Source organism: Rhodococcus sp. P-2 (genome assembly GCF_016598535.1).
Taxonomy (GTDB): domain Bacteria; phylum Actinomycetota; class Actinomycetes; order Mycobacteriales; family Mycobacteriaceae; genus Rhodococcus_F; species Rhodococcus_F baikonurensis.
The window spans coordinates 610,548-627,598 of record NZ_CP066779.1; the positions used below are offsets into that span (position 1 = coordinate 610,548).

At 64.2% G+C, this 17,051-nt stretch carries 17 protein-coding genes; 5 read left to right on the forward strand and 12 right to left on the reverse strand.

All coding sequences use genetic code 11. The features are described from left to right. Positions 1 to 14 precede the first annotated feature (14 nt). The 3 genes from I7X09_RS02880 to I7X09_RS02890 are packed head-to-tail and all read left to right on the forward strand — an operon-like array spanning position 15 to position 2,905. Positions 15 to 803, forward strand: coding sequence for an alpha/beta hydrolase (locus I7X09_RS02880; RefSeq protein WP_200315487.1), 789 nt, complete (start codon positions 15 to 17; stop codon positions 801 to 803). A 10-nt stretch (positions 804 to 813) separates the two neighbouring features. Continuing rightward, the gene (locus I7X09_RS02885; RefSeq protein ID WP_095969124.1) at positions 814 to 1,110 is read left to right on the forward strand and encodes an MGMT family protein; all 297 of its coding nucleotides are present in this window, start codon (positions 814 to 816) and stop codon (positions 1,108 to 1,110) included. Between the two features lie 49 nt (positions 1,111 to 1,159). Further along, positions 1,160 to 2,905, forward strand: a complete 1,746-nt coding sequence (locus I7X09_RS02890; RefSeq protein WP_200315489.1) for an NTP transferase domain-containing protein — start codon at positions 1,160 to 1,162, stop codon at positions 2,903 to 2,905. A 5-nt stretch (positions 2,906 to 2,910) separates the two neighbouring features. On the opposite strand, the gene I7X09_RS02895 is transcribed toward I7X09_RS02890, so the two are convergent. Both I7X09_RS02895 and I7X09_RS02900 read right to left on the reverse strand, forming a co-directional pair. Further along, positions 2,911 to 3,264: a hypothetical protein gene (locus tag I7X09_RS02895; protein ID WP_200315491.1), complete on the reverse strand. Its 354-nt coding sequence runs from the start codon at positions 3,262 to 3,264 to the stop codon at positions 2,911 to 2,913. Then, positions 3,261 to 3,839 carry a hypothetical protein gene (locus I7X09_RS02900; RefSeq protein ID WP_200315493.1) on the reverse strand — a complete coding sequence of 193 codons (579 nt, stop codon included), beginning with the start codon at positions 3,837 to 3,839 and terminating at the stop codon, positions 3,261 to 3,263. The genes I7X09_RS02895 and I7X09_RS02900 overlap by 4 nt, the downstream gene beginning before the upstream one ends. Before the next feature lie 89 nt (positions 3,840 to 3,928). Between I7X09_RS02900 and I7X09_RS02905 the strand changes: the two genes are divergently transcribed. Then, entirely contained in the window at positions 3,929 to 4,696 is a 768-nt protein-coding gene (locus I7X09_RS02905; protein ID WP_095969121.1) for an 8-oxoguanine DNA glycosylase OGG fold protein, read from the forward strand. A gap of 31 nt (positions 4,697 to 4,727) precedes the next feature. Here the strand turns inward: I7X09_RS02905 and I7X09_RS02910 are convergent, their stop codons facing one another. From I7X09_RS02910 to I7X09_RS02940, 7 genes are all read right to left on the reverse strand, one after another. Further along, positions 4,728 to 5,375 (reverse strand): maleylpyruvate isomerase family mycothiol-dependent enzyme, encoded by a 648-nt coding sequence (locus I7X09_RS02910; protein ID WP_200315495.1) that lies wholly within the window; start codon positions 5,373 to 5,375, stop codon positions 4,728 to 4,730. After that, positions 5,320 to 6,069, reverse strand: a complete 750-nt coding sequence (locus I7X09_RS02915; RefSeq protein WP_200317639.1) for a sirohydrochlorin chelatase — start codon at positions 6,067 to 6,069, stop codon at positions 5,320 to 5,322. Before I7X09_RS02915 ends, I7X09_RS02910 begins: the two co-directional genes overlap by 56 nt. Then, positions 6,056 to 7,216, reverse strand: a complete 1,161-nt coding sequence (locus I7X09_RS02920) for a uroporphyrinogen-III synthase (RefSeq protein ID WP_095969118.1) — start codon at positions 7,214 to 7,216, stop codon at positions 6,056 to 6,058. The genes I7X09_RS02915 and I7X09_RS02920 overlap by 14 nt, the downstream gene beginning before the upstream one ends. Continuing rightward, entirely contained in the window at positions 7,213 to 7,626 is a 414-nt protein-coding gene (gene nirD / locus I7X09_RS02925; protein WP_200315497.1) for a nitrite reductase small subunit NirD, read from the reverse strand. Before nirD ends, I7X09_RS02920 begins: the two co-directional genes overlap by 4 nt. 90 nt (positions 7,627 to 7,716) lie before the next feature. Next, positions 7,717 to 10,221: a nitrite reductase large subunit NirB gene (gene nirB / locus I7X09_RS02930; RefSeq protein ID WP_200315499.1), complete on the reverse strand. Its 2,505-nt coding sequence runs from the start codon at positions 10,219 to 10,221 to the stop codon at positions 7,717 to 7,719. Positions 10,222 to 10,267: 46 nt separating this feature from the next. Further along, positions 10,268 to 11,668, reverse strand: coding sequence for an MFS transporter (locus tag I7X09_RS02935; protein ID WP_200317641.1), 1,401 nt, complete (start codon positions 11,666 to 11,668; stop codon positions 10,268 to 10,270). A gap of 113 nt (positions 11,669 to 11,781) precedes the next feature. After that, positions 11,782 to 13,044 (reverse strand): CynX/NimT family MFS transporter, encoded by a 1,263-nt coding sequence (locus I7X09_RS02940; protein WP_200315501.1) that lies wholly within the window; start codon positions 13,042 to 13,044, stop codon positions 11,782 to 11,784. A 93-nt stretch (positions 13,045 to 13,137) separates the two neighbouring features. On the opposite strand from I7X09_RS02940, the gene I7X09_RS02945 reads away from it, so the two are divergent. Beyond that, positions 13,138 to 13,818, forward strand: coding sequence for a FadR/GntR family transcriptional regulator (locus I7X09_RS02945; RefSeq protein ID WP_003942319.1), 681 nt, complete (start codon positions 13,138 to 13,140; stop codon positions 13,816 to 13,818). Here I7X09_RS02945 and I7X09_RS02950 read toward each other — a convergent pair. The 3 genes from I7X09_RS02950 to I7X09_RS02960 are packed head-to-tail and all read right to left on the reverse strand — an operon-like array spanning position 13,815 to position 16,996. Beyond that, positions 13,815 to 14,669, reverse strand: a complete 855-nt coding sequence (locus I7X09_RS02950; RefSeq protein WP_007731227.1) for a TIGR02569 family protein — start codon at positions 14,667 to 14,669, stop codon at positions 13,815 to 13,817. The genes I7X09_RS02945 and I7X09_RS02950 overlap by 4 nt on opposite strands. Before the next feature lie 45 nt (positions 14,670 to 14,714). Continuing rightward, positions 14,715 to 15,902 carry an adenylyltransferase/sulfurtransferase MoeZ gene (moeZ, locus tag I7X09_RS02955; RefSeq protein WP_200315503.1) on the reverse strand — a complete coding sequence of 396 codons (1,188 nt, stop codon included), beginning with the start codon at positions 15,900 to 15,902 and terminating at the stop codon, positions 14,715 to 14,717. Positions 15,903 to 15,949: 47 nt separating this feature from the next. Next, the gene (locus I7X09_RS02960; RefSeq protein ID WP_206029098.1) at positions 15,950 to 16,996 is read right to left on the reverse strand and encodes a DUF3152 domain-containing protein; all 1,047 of its coding nucleotides are present in this window, start codon (positions 16,994 to 16,996) and stop codon (positions 15,950 to 15,952) included. Positions 16,997 to 17,051 lie beyond the last annotated feature (55 nt).

Sequence of the window (17,051 nt, forward strand, 5' to 3'; positions counted from 1 at the left end):
CGCCTGCATCCGGCATGATTGCTCGTGTGTCTGCACTCCATACGTATCTCTACGGACCCGCCGGGGCGCCTGAGATCCTCTCGCTGCACGGCCTGACGGGTCACGGTCGACGATGGCAGTCGATGGCCGAGAACCAACTGCCCGAAGCACGCTGGATCTCGCCCGATCTACGCGGTCACGGGCGCTCGACCTGGGCTCCCCCGTGGAACCTCGAATCCCACGTGGCGAGCTTGCTGGAGACACTCGACGAAAATGCCACCGGACCGGTGGTGATTCTCGCGCATTCGTTCGGCGGAATGCTGGCGCTGCACCTCGCTGCCACCGCACCGGAACGCGTTCGTGGTCTCGTCCTGCTCGATCCGGCGATCGGCTTGGATCCGAATTTCATGCAGGAAGTGGCCGAACTCACAATCGGCTCACCGGATTACACCGATGCCGCCGAGGCGTACTCGGAGAAGATTCACGGCTCGTGGGGTGAGGTTCCCACCCAGGACCTCGACGTCGAGATGGCCGAGCACCTGATCCGACTGGGCAACGGGCGCGTCAACTGGCGCCTGTCCACACCGGCCGTCGTCACCGCGTGGGGAGAACTTGCCCGCCCGATCGTGCTGCCCCCGTCGTCGATGCCCACCGTGCTGGTTCAGGCGATGAAGGTTCAGCCGCCGTACGTCACCGACGAGTTCCGAGCAGCCTTGACCGAACACCTCGGTGAAAATCTCATCAGCGTCGAATTCGACTGCGACCACATGGTCCCGCACGTGCGGGCCGACGAGGTGGCAGACCTCGTCCGAACAGTGCTCTGACGAGGCAACGATGGCAACCACCACGGAAGAGCAGATCGAAGAGGTGAGGCGGCTCATCGCCTCGATTCCCGCCGGTTTCGTGGCGACGTACGGCGACATAGCCGAAGCCGCAGGACTTTCCAGCGCTCGCACGGTCGGGTGGATCATGCGGACGGACTCTGCCGACTTGCCGTGGCACCGGGTGCTCGGCGCCTCCGGTAAACCGTCGGCACACCTGGCTCATCGTCAGATCGCCAAGCTCGAACTCGAAGGAGTACCGATCAAGGACGGTCGAATCGACCTGAAGAAAGCTCGGTATCACTTCTGATCCCGTGTCACCGGTCGTCGTCGCCCCTGCCATGGGGCAGCATGGAGACATGACCACCACGCCGCCCACCGCCGCCGTCATTCTGGCGGGTGGTCGCGGGACCCGAATGGGCGGCGTCGACAAACCCGGCCTGATCGTGCACGGCCGCAGACTCCTCGACATCGCGCTGTCAGCGACGGCGCATCTCGACGCCGTCGTCGTGGTCGGCCCGCATCGACCTGAACTTGCTGCACACATCACCCAGACCCAGGAATCTCCGGCCGGCGCCGGCCCTGTAGAGGCGATCTGGGCCGGGTTGGCCGCGACCCGGTTACCCGAGAACGCCGTGGTGGTGGTGCTGGCATCCGACCTGCCGTACGTCGAGGCCGGATCGGTCGACGCGCTGATCGCTGCGACATCGGCCGACAATCCGGTGACGTGTGCGGTGGACGAGAACAACCGAACCCAATTCCTGTTCTCCGCGTGGACCCTTCGCGAACTCCGACAACGCCTCGCTGCTCTGCGCCGGAGTTCGGGGCTCGAGAATCAACCGATGAAAGCGCTTGCCACCGAGCCGTTCTCGACCCTACGCGTGGCGGGCACCACCGACTGCGACACGCCGGCGGACATCGATCGCGCGAGAAGCCATCCCCGCCTGACGATCGAGCAAGCCCGCATCGTCATCACGAATGCCTTGACTCCGCTAACCCCGCACCGGGCCGATCTCGCCGACAGTCTCGGAGCAACGCTCGCGCAGCCTCTCGTCGCCCTGGGTGATCTCCCCAGGTCAGACGTTTCGGCGATGGACGGGTACGCCGTCTCCGGCGATGGTCCGTGGCGGGTGCGCACCGAGATCCGCATCGCGGGCGCCGACGGGCAACTCGACCTCCGCGAAGGCGAAGCAATCCGCATTGCCACGGGAGCTCACCTACCTGCCGGCGCTACCTCGGTGATTCGTGACGAGTACCTGTCCGTCGACGCACCGTCTCGAACGCTGCGGCGACTACCGGATGCGCCGCACCGCAACGACGCTCGCCCACGGGGAGAAGACTGGGGCACCGGATTCACGATCGCTCCGACCGGTACCGCGGTGACTCCGGCGGTAATCTCCGCTGCTGCCAGTGGCGAGGTATTCGACGCCCTCGTCCGTGGCCCGGTCCGGGCACGCGTCGTAGTCACCGGCGACGAGATCCGCCGGACCGGCCCACTGCGGGAAGGTCAGACTCGCGACTCCGTGGGCGGGATTCTCCCCTACCTGCTCGAACGCAACGGCGCACGGTGCGTGTCGAATTCGCACTTGCGCGACACGGCCGACAGTTTCGAGCGTGTACTGGCAGATGCGACCGAACAGGACCTGCTTGTCGTCATCGGTGCGACGGGTGGCGGCGCTGCCGACGAAATGCGCAGTGCGCTCGATCGACTCGGCGCTCGCACGATTGTCGGGCGAGTGGCCTCGCGCCCGGGCGGATCTCAGATAACGGCGGTCCTGCCCAGTGGCCGGGTGGTTCTCGGCCTCCCCGGCAACCCGTACGCCGCGGTGACCACCCTGTTGACGATGCTGCCTACCGTCGTGGCCGCCCTGACCGGGAGCGAGACGCCTCCGCCACTGCTCGGCATCATCGAGAACGCTGCTGCGGTGAGTTCCGATGCGGTACGCCTGTTGCCGGTCACACAATCCACCGACGGCCGCTGGCGCGCCGATCCGTCTGTACGTACTGCACACCTGGCGGGGCTGATCGGGCGCTCCGCGTTTGCTCTCGTTCCGGCGCACGCGCAAGACGGTGCCCTCGCCGAAGTGGTTGTCCTCCCCCGCTGATCGGGTCAGTCGTTTCGGCGCCTACGCCGGTTGACCTCCGCCATCCCGATCACGCCGACAGCTATCGCGAGCACCAGGGAATACGCGCCCCACAGCACCAAGAACGGCAGCAGCCACCCGGCATCGACGGTCTGACCACGCGGTCCGACGCAATACAACGTGAAATTGGTGGACGTGCCGTCGCCGTCGGTAAAGGTATCCGAGACGACCATCGCGCTCGATGTGGGATCTTCACAGAAGATCGGCGCCAGGTGAGCCACCTGGCCGGGCCAGATCACCGAAGACAGCAGTGCGGCAAAGATTCCCACGACCACGATCAACACTACGGAGATCAGCAACGGAGCGATACGGCGGCTCACAGCGGCTGCACCAGAAAAGGTGTGCCGTCAGGCTCGAAGACCACCAGCACCCGCGAGCGTGGGGATTCCACCATCACGGAAGCGTGTATCGCCTCGGTGCGAGAGACCGAGATCCCGGTGACTTCGCCGTCGTCGACACCGCTGCTCGCCAGCGCGTCGTCGACCAACTTCTCGAGATTCGACAATGCCGGCACTTGATCCAGCGTGAACGATCGAGCATCGAGGTCGTCGGTGACGCTGACTTGCACGGGACTCGGCTCGCCGAGAATGACGCCGTCGAAAGAGAACCGGTCGAGCTGTGACGGCTTCCCGGGGTCTCGAACGGTGACCCCGAGCGTCTCGATCGGGCTGATGTCGACGCTGGTCACCGACACTGCGCCGACACCGTAACTGTGTGCGAGGCTGTCGAATCCGTCCCGCACCAACTCCGAGGTCAGCCCACCACCACGTTCACGCATCTGGTTGTCGAAATCCATCCGATCGACGGCACCGATACATCCGCTCAGACTCGCGGCCGTCAAGGCGATCGCTACCGTCCACAGCGCCGACCGCACCTGCGAGGACGCGAGATTCATGAGCGGAGCGTACCGCGAGTGTCCGGTTCCATCCCGGTGGACTGCGCGTCGCACGAATTACTGTCGGAGACTCGTGGGATCATCGCGCCATGAATCGTGTCGACGAAGGATTCGAACCGCCGGACGCATTGGTCGAGTGGTGCCGCTCGCGCACCTTTCCACTGCACGTCCTCGACGACGAAGCCACCGTCGACCTGGATTGGTGGAACGCACACCTGAAGGACGCCGGCCACACCATCAGCCTGCGCGGGCGTGATCTCGACGGCAAAGTGATCACCGAAGGCCGAGCCATCGTTCAACGCAACGACCTTCGCCCGTCGAGCGATCTCGTGGTCGCCGAGCATGACGGTCTCGGACTGCTGTTTCTCTGCGCGGCTTGGCAGGGCTCGCACGAGAGCAGACGGTTCACGCGGAGGTTCCCCAACGTCTTCAATCCGCATCACCGCGAGGACGAGGATCCGCTGACCCAGATCACAGCCATTCTCGATCACTGTTCGAAGAACAAGTCCATGCCGGTAGTCCGACGCGACACCTGGTCGGGCTGGCCGCTCACCCCCGGTGTCGGGGTATCGCTGATGGCCGCATTCATGTGGGCGGTAGGCGTGCAGGACGAGGGCCGACGCGCTCAGATGATCGACCAGTACGGCGTCTCGACGCTCATCCACGAGGGCTGGCTCGAGGATCCTTCCGTCACCGGCTTCACGACACGCCGCTACCGCCGGTACTGCGAACTCCTCGACAGTTGGGCCTATGCGGCCGGCACCCAACCCGAGATCGTCGAGATGTGGTTGGTGAAAAGGTGGAGTGCGCGGTTGGCCCAAGCACGCAACGACGTCAGCTCCCCCACCCTGTTCTAATCCTCGACACGGCTGGATCTCGGAACGACTGTCAGAACGGCCAGGCCGGGAGGGTAGGCAGCCCCACTCTCGTCGGCCTCCCGACCAACCAGGCCAAGGTCTCCGCGTCGGACAGCGATGGAACTCGTACACCCGGGACAGCCGTCTCCAATGCGCCCAATTGACTGGCGAGAGTGAATTCCACGAATTCGGCGGGCCAGTCGTGGCAGGTGTAACCGATGTCGAGGTCGATCAGGTGAATCTCGATCTCGTTCCAGCGCAGGATCGGTAGATCGAATGCGGTGACAGGTTTGCGCCACGCAACCGGAGTGTCCAGCCGATCCGTCGGCAGGTCAGCCAATGCGTCGACCAGCCTCGTTCCCGCGAAGCGGTAGTCGAGAGCCAACAACTCGGCCGGGCGATCGGCGCCTTCCTCGATTGCGGCATTGCGCGCGTCGGGTCCCCCGGGGTACATCTCCCCCGACTCGCCGCTGTGTACACCGGCAACAAATCTGCCCAGCGCGTCGGCGTTGCGCGACATGTGTGTGACGACGTGTCCCCGACTCCAACCGGGTAGCCCGGACGACTCACGGGCTTGCTCTTCGGTCAGTGCACCGATGAGAGCCTGTGCCTTGACGTCGGATTCACGAACTGCTGCGACCAGGTCGGCATACGTCGGTGTCATGGAGTGAGACGTCATGCAGCGATACTAGTTCCCCTCGCGCACTCTCATACCGATTCACGACAAGGTCCACCACTCCTTGGTCGACACCGAGTGGTTCGGTGACACCGTCGGCTCCTGCCGCGTGCAACCGCTCGTGGAACAGTCCGTGCGCGAGGAGGTACGAGGCGACGAACACTCGCTTCGTGCCGCGAACGCGTGCTGCTGCAACAACATCGGCTACCTTCGGTTCCCCGGTCGCGATGTATCCGATGTCCACCCGGATCCCCGCCGCTTCGGCGAGCATCAGCGCGGCACGCTCGACGTCTCGCAGCGCCCGCGCATCGGAGGACCCGGCGGCCGCAAGCACAATCGCGTCACCCGGATTCCACCCCGCTTCGGTCAAGCGTCGGAGCAGCACGCGTGCAAGCGCCGGATCAGGTCCGAGGGCGGGCGTCACAGTCACAGTCGGGTGCTCACTGATCGCCACTTCGCGTCGAACATCGGTGTGAACGTGGTAGCCGGACGCCAAGAAGGCCGGTACGAGAATCGCTCGCCCCGGAGTGTCCCGGAGGACTTCCGAAGGTGACGGGCCGAGCACATCGACAAAGGCAACGCGCGTGCGTCCGACGCGCTTGCCGACTGCTTCGGCCAGGGCGGCAACCATTTCCACGCCACGTGCACTACGTGTGCCGTGAGCTACCAGTACGAGGACATCGTCATCGCGTTGCATAGTCACCTGGATTCTGTATGTAGTCACCGGGATCGAGGGCAAGTCGATAGCCCCGCTTGACCACGGTCTGAACGGCTTTGGGGGCGCCGAGGCACGCACGCAACCGGGCGACGGCGGTCTCGACGGCGTGAGTGTCTCCGCCGCCACCGGGAAGGGAGGCAAGGAGTTCGTCGCGGGAGACGACCCGGCCGGGACTGGCCCCGAGTGTGCGGATCAACGACATCGCAGCGGGGGGCAATTGCTTCACTTCGCCGTCCACGACGACGCACCCCCCACGAATACTAATTTCGTGTTCACCGGCTTGAATCTTGTTGGCTCGCTGCGGGAGTTCGTCGACGATGTGCCGCGCGAGCGCTCCCAGGCGTGCCCGCGCCGGGGCTGTGGTCGGTACATTCAACGCTTCGAGCGGCGCCGAGGTGACCGGGCCGACGCACATGGCCGCCACCGGACCTCGCATGGCCTCGAGCATGTCGCCGAGATCCCCGGTCTTGTCGGCGCGCATCAGCATCGACGCAACGGCAGGCGCACTCGTGAAACTGACGGCGTCGATTCCGGCTGACGCGATGGCGTCGATCATCCGGTCGAGTAGCGTCGGGTCCTCCGGCGGTTCCCACCGATAGACAGGAACCGCGATGACCTCGGCGCCTGCCTCGCGAAGTACCTGACAGAAGTCGGGAATCGGCTCCCACTCGGTGGTCGCACCATGCAGTTGCACAGCGATTCTCTTTCCCGAGACACCTTCTGCAAGAAGATGTTCGAGCACTTCGGCGGAAGATTCGGATGCCGGTGACCATTCTTCACGAAGGTCGGCCGCGCGGATTGCTCCCTTGGCCTTCGGCCCACGCGCGAGCAGACGAGCCGAACCGAGCGCAGAGCCGAGACTTTCGGCTTCGCCCCATCCGTCGGCGGCTTCCAACCAGCCGCGGAACCCGATGCCGGTGGTGGCGACGACCACCTCGGGAGGATCCGAGATGATCTGCTGTGTCACCCTTTCGAGCTCGCGGTCGTCGGCGAGCGGGATGATTCGAATCGCCGGAGCGTGAACGACATCCGCTCCCCGGCGGGTCAGCAACGTCGCGAATTCCTCGGCGCGGCGCGAAGCGGTGATACCTACCGTGAATCCAGCCAACGGCATGTCGTCACTCACGAGACTGCATCGTGGACAGTCGAGCGAACGCCCTGCATCTGCAGGCTGTGGACCTGCACCACTCCGGCCCACACGCGAACCCCGTAAACCGGCAGGGCGACCGCGAAGTCGTCGAGCGCTCTGCCGTCGACCAGTGAGAATGCCTGCTTGAGCAGCGGCGAAACGACGATCGGTTCACCGTCCCGGTCGCCGACGAGTCCGCGAGACATCACCGCGGCGCGGCCGTACGGATCGAAGTTGCTGACGGCCCGGAGTGTGCCGTCCTCCAGCAGGAACAGTGCCACCTGCTCGCCGCCGCGAAGAAGCACGGCGACCCCGCGCCCAGGGATCAGATGGCTCAGCGGGCAGGCCGACGTCCATTCGAGTCGATCCGAATCCAGCTTGGCGATCTGCGCATCGATGACACTCATCGAAGTCCTCCTGTCGATCCGGCGACAACGTCGCGCGGGTTCTTGTCTACGTTTCTACGGATCCCGTGTTTCCCACGGGTTACGCGACTATTACCGGCGCGTGGGGATGCTCGGCATGCCCATCAGGACCGGAACCTTGCGCACTCCGGTCTCGTCGAACACAACCGTCGGGTCGGCTTCTTCCGGTGCGTTGACGAACGAGACGAACCTCGACAGTTTCTCCGGATCACCCAGCACACCAGCCCATTCGTCCTGGTACCCCTCGACGTGCTTGGCCATCAGCGCCTCGAGTTCCTCACCGATTCCCAGGCTGTCTTCACAAATCACGGCCTTGAGGTGATCGAGTCCGCCTTCGAGTGATTCGACCCACGGCGCCGTGCGCTGGAGGCGATCGGCGGTTCGGATGTAGAACATGAGGTAGCGGTCGATGTACTTGACCAAGGTCGCGTCGTCGAGGCCTCCGGCAAGCAGCTGAGCGTGTTTGGGCGACTGTCCGCCGTTGCCGCCCACATACAGATTCCAACCGTTCTCCGTCGCGATGACGCCGACGTCCTTGCCTCGCGCTTCGGCGCATTCACGCGCACAACCCGAGACGCCGAACTTGATCTTGTGCGGCGAGCGCAGACCGCGGTAGCGGTTCTCGAGGTCGACTGCCATACCCACGGAATCCTGGACACCGTAGCGGCACCAACTCGAACCGACACAGCTCTTGACCGTCCGGAGCGATTTGCCGTACGCCTGGCCTGATTCCATCCCGGCGTCGACAAGACGCTTCCAGATCGCGGGCAACTGTTCGACGCGGGCACCGAACAGGTCGATGCGCTGACCGCCGGTCACCTTCGTGTACAAGCCGAAGTCTCGCGCCACCTCGCCGATGACGATGAGTTGCTCACCCGTCACCTCGCCGCCAGGCATCCGAGGCACCACGGAGTACGTACCGTTCTTCTGGATGTTCGCGAGGAAGTGATCGTTGGTGTCCTGCAACGACGCCTGCTGGCGGTGCAGGATGTGATCGGAGTCGGTCGATGCCAGAATCGACGCGACTACGGGCTTGCAGATGTCGCAGCCTGCGCCCTTGCCGTACTTGGCGATCAGCGCCGAGAAGGTTCTGGTCTGCGTCGACTGCACGATCTGGAACAGCTCGGCCCTCGACTGCGCGAAGTGCTCGCACAGTGCCTTCGACATCACGACGCCGGAATCAGCCAGCAGCTGCTTCACGGCGGGAAGGCAACCGCCACAGGTGGTTCCGGCACTGGTGCACGCCTTCACCGAAGCGATGTCGCAGGCACCGGCCGCGATTGCGCCGCAGATGGCGCCCTTCGTCACCGCGTTGCACGAGCACACCTCGGCGTCGTCGGGCAGCGAGCCTGCACCCGGCTTCTCCCCCGCGGGCGAGATCAATGTCGCCGGGTCACCGGGTAGTTCGCGACCGACCAGCGGGCGCAGTGACGCGTAGGCCGATGCGTCACCGACAAGAATGCCGCCGAGCAGGATCTTCGCGTCATCGGAGACCACGAGCTTCGCGTACGTTCCCTTGGACGCGTCGCTGAGGACAACTTCGAGAGCGCCCGATGAGGTCGCCATCGCGTCACCGAAACTGGCGACGTCCACGCCCATGAGCTTGAGTTTGGTGGACATGTCGGCGCCCGGGAAATCCGCGGCGCCGCCGAGCAGACGATCGGCCACGATCTCGGCCGTCGTGTAACCGGGAGCGACCAGACCGTAGCAACGGCCTTCCACCGCAGCACATTCGCCGACGGCATAGACGTTCTCGTCCGACGTCACGCAGCCGAGGTCGGTCAGGATGCCGCCGCGCTCACCCACAGCGATACCGGCGTCGCGAGCCAACTGATCACGCGGACGTACTCCGGCCGAGAAGACGAGCAGCGACGCGTCAATGGTGGAGCCGTCGGACAGCTCGACCACGATTCCGTTGTCGGCCTGCGAAATTCCCGCCGTCCCGACTCCGGTGTGAACAGTGAGCCCGAGTTCGGTGACGAGCCGAGCGAGCAGTGCGCCGCCGCCCTCGTCGACCTGCATCGGCATCAGACGCGCATTGTGCTCGACGACGTGTGCCGTCATTCCCATGAGCGAGAGAGCATTTGCGGCCTCGAGTCCGAGAAGACCACCGCCGACCACGACGCCGACAGCGCCAGGACCTGCCTTCTCGGCGGCGGCCCGGATACCGTCGAGGTCGTCGAGGGTGCGGTAGACGAAACATCCGTCGCCGTCGTGCCCCGGCACGGGAGGCACGAACGGATACGAACCGGTCGCCATCACCAGAGCGTCGTAGGAGATCGTGTCGCCGGTGGTCGTCGTGACAATGCGTGCATCTTTGTCGATCGAGAGCGCGCCTTCCCCCACCCGAAGATCGACCAGGCCGTCACCGACGTAATCGTTGCCGGCCAGTGCCAATTCCTTGGGGTCCCACGCTCCGACGTACGAGGACAGCCCGACTCGGTCGTACGCTGCGTACTGCTCGTCGCAGAGTACGGTCACCGACCAGGTGTTCGCTTCGTCGCGCGAACGCAGTGCCTCGACGAATCGGTGTCCGACCATTCCGTGTCCGATGACAACAACCGACTTGCTCATCACGCCTACTTCCTGAGGTACGAGATAGTTCTGAGATTCCGCGGACCGCTCACGCCGTGACTGCGACCTTCGCCTCGTCGACGTCTGTGGTCAGCGTCGACGGCTTACTCAGGAAGACGAACCAGGTGACTGCGATGCAGGCGATGTAGAAGGCCAGGAACACCCAGAAGGCCATGGTCGCCGACTTCGCGGGGCTGCTGTACGACGCGCGCAGCACCAGGTTGATGCCGACGCCGCCCAAACCGCCTACCGCACCGGCAAATCCGATGAGAGCGCCGGAGATACTGCGCGACCACGTTGCCTTCTCGCTTCGATCCATGTGGTCGAAGCTCTGAGCCTTCGCCTCGAAGATCGCCGGGATCATCTTGTAGACGGATCCGTTTCCGATCCCGGAGAGCAGGAACAGGGCGATGAATCCGAGAACGAACGTCACCATGATTCCGGCGCTGGCGACGCCCGCGGTGTTGTCGTCCATCGTTCCGGCCGTCACGAGGATCGATGCAGCGAATGCCATGGCGACAAACGTCCACATCGTGATCTTGCCGCCGCCGATGCGGTCTGCCAGTTTGCCGCCGAGGGGCCGAGCGATCGAACCGAGGAGCGGTCCGATGAAGGCGATCTGTGCTGCGTGCAGCGCCGCTGCGGCCGGAGTTGCACCACCGGCGAGGAAGTTGATCTGCAGAACCTGACCGAAGGCGAAGCTGAATCCGATGAAGGAACCGAACGTACCGATGTACAGGAAGCTGATCACCCACGACTCGGAGAACTTCAGCGCCTTGGCCATCGAGCGCAGGTCCGACTTCTGGTTACCCAGGTTGTCCATGAACAGCGCGGCACCGACGGCAGCGGCCGCGATGAACACGAGATAGACGGCGCAGACGATCCACGGAGCGCGGTTGCCGACGGTGGCGATCACCAGCAGACCGATCAGCTGGATCATCGGCACACCGATGTTGCCGCCGCCGGCGTTGAGACCGAGCGCCCAGCCCTTGAGTCGCTGCGGGTAGAAGGCATTGATGTTGGTCATCGACGACGCGAAGTTGCCGCCACCGATACCGGCCGTGGCCGCTACCAACATGAACGTGGTGTACGAAGCACCCGGGTTCATCATCAGGTAGAGCGTGAGAAGTGTTGGAACGAAGAGGAACAGCGCACTCATGACGGTCCAGTTACGACCGCCGAACCGTGCGGTGGCAACCGTGTAGGGAATACGGAGGACCGACCCGACAAGTGTGGGAACTGCGACGAGGAAGAACTTTCCGGCCGCGTCGATGCCGTAGATATCCGTCGGCATGAACAACACCATCACGGACCAGATCGACCAGATCGAGAAGCCGACGTGCTCGGCCACCACTGACCAGATCAGGTTCCGCTTCGCGATGTCCTTGCCGCCGGATTCCCAGGCGTCGACGTCCTCTGCATCCCAATGCTCGATGTAATGACTCACCAGGGCCTCCTGAATATGTTGGAGACCCAAAGGTAGAAAACGGTTATTGCGCCGGTGCTGCGCGCGATGACCGCGAAGTCAATTGATCCTCACCCGGTGACAAACCCGGGTGTGAGCTAGTTCTTCGCCGGTGCGTGCCAGGAATCCTCGAGCATCCGAGGCTTACATGCCTGGTAGGCGCCCAGAAGCACCACGATCACAGCAACGACGAGCAAACCGAACGGCGCAGCGTATCCACCGGACACGTCGTGAAAAACGCCGAACAGGAGCGGGCCGAGACAGGCAACGGAGTAACCGATGCCCTGGGTGAATCCGGACAGCGCGGAGGAACCGATGTGCGAACGCGTCCGCAGATTGATCAGTGTGAGCGACATCGGGAACGTGCTCGGACCGAGGCCCAGGACCACAACCCACACGATCGGCGCGGCCATGGGGGCGAAGTAGAGTCCACCCATTCCGACGAGGTAACAGACCGCGCACGCGATCACGACGGGGAACGGGTTGGCCATGCGGGCGCACAGCGTCGGTGCGCCGAAAGCTGCGACGAGTCCGATCACCGAGAACATGCCGACCATCGTTCCGCCGAAGGCGTCACTGGCGCCGGCATCACGAAGGATCGAGGGAATCCACGTGAACATCGAATACGTGATCAGTGAGGTCATGCCGAACATACCGGCCATACCCCAGGCCACGGGCGAACGCCAGACCTGACCACGTGGCTGTTCTGCTACTGCTGCAATCGAATCCGATGCATTGTCGGTGGACCCGGCTTCATTCACGCGTGCCTTGCGCGAGCGAGCGAGGGTGATCAACCACGGCACTGCTGCGGCGAATCCGAAGGCGGACCACCAGCCGATCGAGAACCGCCAACCGAAGGCGTCGGCAACCGGGACTGCGACGAACGCCGGGACGATGGTGCCGATCTGCACGGCGACGATGTAGACCGAACTCATGGTGGCGAGGCGATCCGAGAAGTACCGCTTGACCAACGGCGGGATGACGACATTGCCGATTCCCATGCCTGCGAGTGCCAGAGCCGAGAGGGCCAACAACGACCACGTCTGAGACATCATGGCACGCAACAGCATTCCGACGCCGGCCATGAGCATCGCAATGAGGGCCGTTCGCTCGAGCCCGATACGTTTCGCGATGGCGGGAGTGATGAGACCGAAGATCGCGAACATTGCGGTCGGAACCATGCCGAAGACACCGACGATCGAGGCGGAGAAGCCGATCTCGTCGCGAATCTCGGCCGCCAAGGGCGAGAACGAGGTCACCGCAAGTCGAAGTACGAGCGCAGACATCGCAATCGCCGCGAAGACGAGCACACGGCCTTGTATCAACGAGCGGGTTTCGGTTCTCTCCAGTTGAGCAGTCACCGGCAAATCATAGGATGACCGGACGAACTCGCACAAGCGCGGTAATCTAACGTCACATTCACACCACTTACCCGGACCCGAGGAAACAACCACGTGCAACCCGTTCGACGCGCAAGTCTCATCTCGCAGGTCACCGAACAACTCCGCAACGAGATCCGAAGCGGAACCTGGCCGATCGGTTCCAAGATCCCCACCGAACCGGAACTGTCGGAGCTGACCGGCACCGGTCGCAATACCGTGCGCGAGGCGGTCCAGGCGCTCGTTCACGCCGGAATGCTGGAACGTCGTCAGGGATCGGGCACCTACGTCGTTGCTGTCTCAGACCTCGGCGGCACTCTGGGGAACTACTTTGCCGGCGCCCACCAGCGGGATGTACTCGAACTACGGCGCGCACTCGACATCACCGCGGCCACCCTCGCCGCCGCACGGCGAACCGAAGACGACATCGCCGAACTGACGCGGCTACTCGAGCTTCGCACCGCTTCGTGGGAGGGTCAGGACGTCGACGCCGCCACCACCGCTGACGTCGCCCTGCACCGAGCGATCGTCGCGGCCAGCCACAACGAGGTCTACCTGGAGTTCTACGACTCCCTGCTCCCGGTCATCGAGACCACGATCCAACAGCACATCGACGCGACCGGTGAGGGATTTCACTCGCAGCACGCGAACCTCGTCAACGCTGTCGTCGACGGGAACACCGTGGCCGCCTCGAACGCCGCACGCGAATTGTTCGAGGGCCTGGTCTCGGACTTCGGTACCGGCGCCCCGATCTAGAGCAGCAAGCGCACGATGTCGGACGTTCGGGCCAACCCCGGGAACGCGTCCGCCGTCGAGCGGGGATGCAGAACATGAACTGCCAACCTGAACATCACCGCACGTAGAAGCATCTGCGGCCACTCGGGGAGATCTTCCCACCGGCCGACCAGTGCCTCGTCGGCCCCGCCCCACGAGATCGCGTCGACCACGGCGACGGCGGCGGCCCACGCAGCCGGCCGCCAGTACGGCGTGATGTCGGTGATTCCGGGCGCCATACTGCCCGAGAACAAGACTGTTCCGAACAGATCGCCGTGCACGAGCTGGTCCGGGCTCTGCACCGGCTTACGCAATGTGGCGAGTCCGGCAATCAGTTCCAGACTCTTGCGACCGTCCGGAGTAGGCGTCTCGAGTTGCTCGACACCCTTCGCGATCCTCAGTGGAACCGTTTCCCACGCCGCGCGATCAGCGGCTACGAATACGTCGACCTCGGCCCACGGCGGCACCGGCGGTTGCGCAAGGAAGCGCGGGCGCTCGAGCGAGGCCGTCGCCGCATGCAGTCGGCACGACATCGAGACCACTTCGTCGTGACGTGGTTCCGGCGATCCGACGATGAATGTGTCGGCGCGCCAGCCCGAGACGACGTAACGACCGTCGGTAGAACGGACCGGTCGAGCGAGCCGGACACCGTCGACTTCGAGGTTCTCTCGCACCTTCGCCGACCACGCTGCGCGGGCATGATCCGCAACTGCTGAAAGGACGACGTCTCCACACAGCCACCCGCCGTCCCAATCCGCACCGAGTGGGATGGGATCGACTTCACGGAGGCCGAAGGTGGAGCACACGTGCTGGGGAGGTTGGCCTGTGCTCACACCCCAACGCTACCGGTGCGCGGCGCCGCCTCCCGCGAGGCGCGCCTAGTAGACCGGCAGACTCGCATCCACCTGGTTCGCCCAGGCGATCGCGCCGCCTTGAACGTGAACTGCGTCGGAAAAGCCGGCATTCTTGAGAAAGGCCAGTGCCTCGGCCGAACGGATGCCGGTTTTGCAGTACAGCACTATCTGCTTGTTCTGCGGCAACGTCGCCAGAGCTTCGCCGGAAAGGATGCGGTCCTTCGGGATCAACACGGCCCCCGGCAGATGCATGATGTCCCATTCAACCGGTTCTCGTACGTCGACCAGCTCGATCGATCGTCCCTCGCCGATCATGGCCTCCAGTTCGGGCGCCGTGATCGTCGAACCGACGGCAGCAGCGCTCGCCTCTTCGGACACGACACCGCAGAACGCGTCGTAGTCGATCAAGGCGGTGACGGGCACGCGGGTCGGATCACGCTGAAGGCGGATCGTCCGGAACGTCATCGCCAGTGCGTCGTAGATCATCAGGCGTCCGAGAAGCGGTTCACCGATTCCGGTGATGAGCTTGACCGCCTCGGTCGCCATGATCGAACCGACGGTCGCGGGCAGGACTCCGAGAACACCGCCCTCGGCACAGGAGGGGACCATGCCCGGCGGCGGGGCCTCCGGGTAGAGGTCGCGATAGTTCAGTCCCGCGCCGTCCGGGGCGTCTTCCCAGAAGACCGACACCTGCCCCTCGAAGCGGTAGATCGAGCCCCACACGTACGGCTTTCCGGCGACGACTGCGGCATCGTTGACGAGGTACCGCGTCGCGAAGTTGTCCGTGCCGTCGAGAATCAGGTCGTACTCGGAAAACAGCTGGATCGCGTTGGAGTTGTCCAGACGGAACTCGTGCAATCGGACGTCGACGTGCTCGTTGATCTCGAGAATCGACTCGCGGGCGCTGACCGCCTTGGGGCGTCCGACGTCCGAGCGTCCGTGAATCACCTGACGCTGCAGGTTCGACATGTCGACCTCGTCGAACTCGACGATCCCGATGGTGCCCACTCCCGCGGCCGCGAGATAGAGCAGTGCAGGCGAACCCAATCCACCGGCGCCGATGAACAGAACCCGTGCATTCTTGAGACGCTTCTGGCCGGTCATACCGACGTTCGGGATGATCAGGTGCCTGCTGTACCGGGCAACTTCCTCCCGGCTCAACTCGGCTGCCGGCTCCACCAGTGGTGGCAATACGACGGGTGTTGCAGACACCGCGAAACACTCCTAGTTCAAGACGAGATCAGGGATTCTCGATCCGGTCACGCTCGGGGGTACGGCCACGGATTGAAGCGGCACGTGAGTCCGTTCATCGGAACGACGCCCTCGGGATCAAGCCTAGCGATGTCGTTGTTCGCAGTTCCGAAGGTCTGCTGCATCATGATCGGTGCGAGCCCACCTTCGGTCTCGCACGGCTGGTGAGCGGCGTATCCGATGGCATGGCCGACCTCGTGATTGATCTGATACTGCCGATACGAGCCGATGTCACCCTGGAACGAAATGGCGCCTCGCACCCATCGCGGTTCGTTGAGCAGGACTCGGTCCATGCTCGGGTTGTAGCAGGATCCTTCGAGCTCGATTTCGTATCCGCAGCCTTCGCGGATCGTCATCTGCGAGGTCAGGGAGATACGGAAGTCCGGCTCGCCCGCGTCGACACGCCGGAACGCGACCTTGGGATCGTTGGTCCAACTCTTCGGATTGGCCAGGGTCTGATCCACCATGCGTCCGTACGATTCGTCACCGCCGAAGCCGGTCGTGTCGACGCCGTCCTCGATCTCGACCGTGTACGTGAACTCGCGTTCGGTTCCCTGGCCTACCTTGCCCGTCGTACCCGGTACGACGTGCCACGTTCCGCCGCCCGCGACGGTGAACGGACCGCCGTCGGGAAGTGCGCCGGACGGTATCGACGACGCAAAAGTTCCGTCCCCGGCCGGCGGCGCGCCGATGACGTCGGTTCCGTCCGTGCTGTGTGCGAGGTCGGCGGTGGCCGACGTCTTGCTCGCGGAGTCGGTGGTGTCCGGACGTACGGCGTCGACGATGACGAGGATGGTGAGCACTACGAGAACCGGAATCGCGTACGCACGCCAGCCGTAGGTCGAGACGAAGCGCCCGAGCTTGCTCTGCTTTCGCGCTGCCCGGTCCGGCCGCGGATTACGCGGGGTTCGGCCCACTTCTCGTTTGGTCGGATCCCACTGGGCACGCAAGGGCTGATGGGAGGAAATGCCGCGATAGTCGCGTTCGCCGTAGGCACGATCATCCGGCACCTCTGGCCGACGTTCGTCGCGAGGCGCTCCAGTTCCGCTACGCATTCGACGTTCCTCACGTTCAGGGTTCTGCGTAGTTCGTCCACGCATGCGCGGTCCC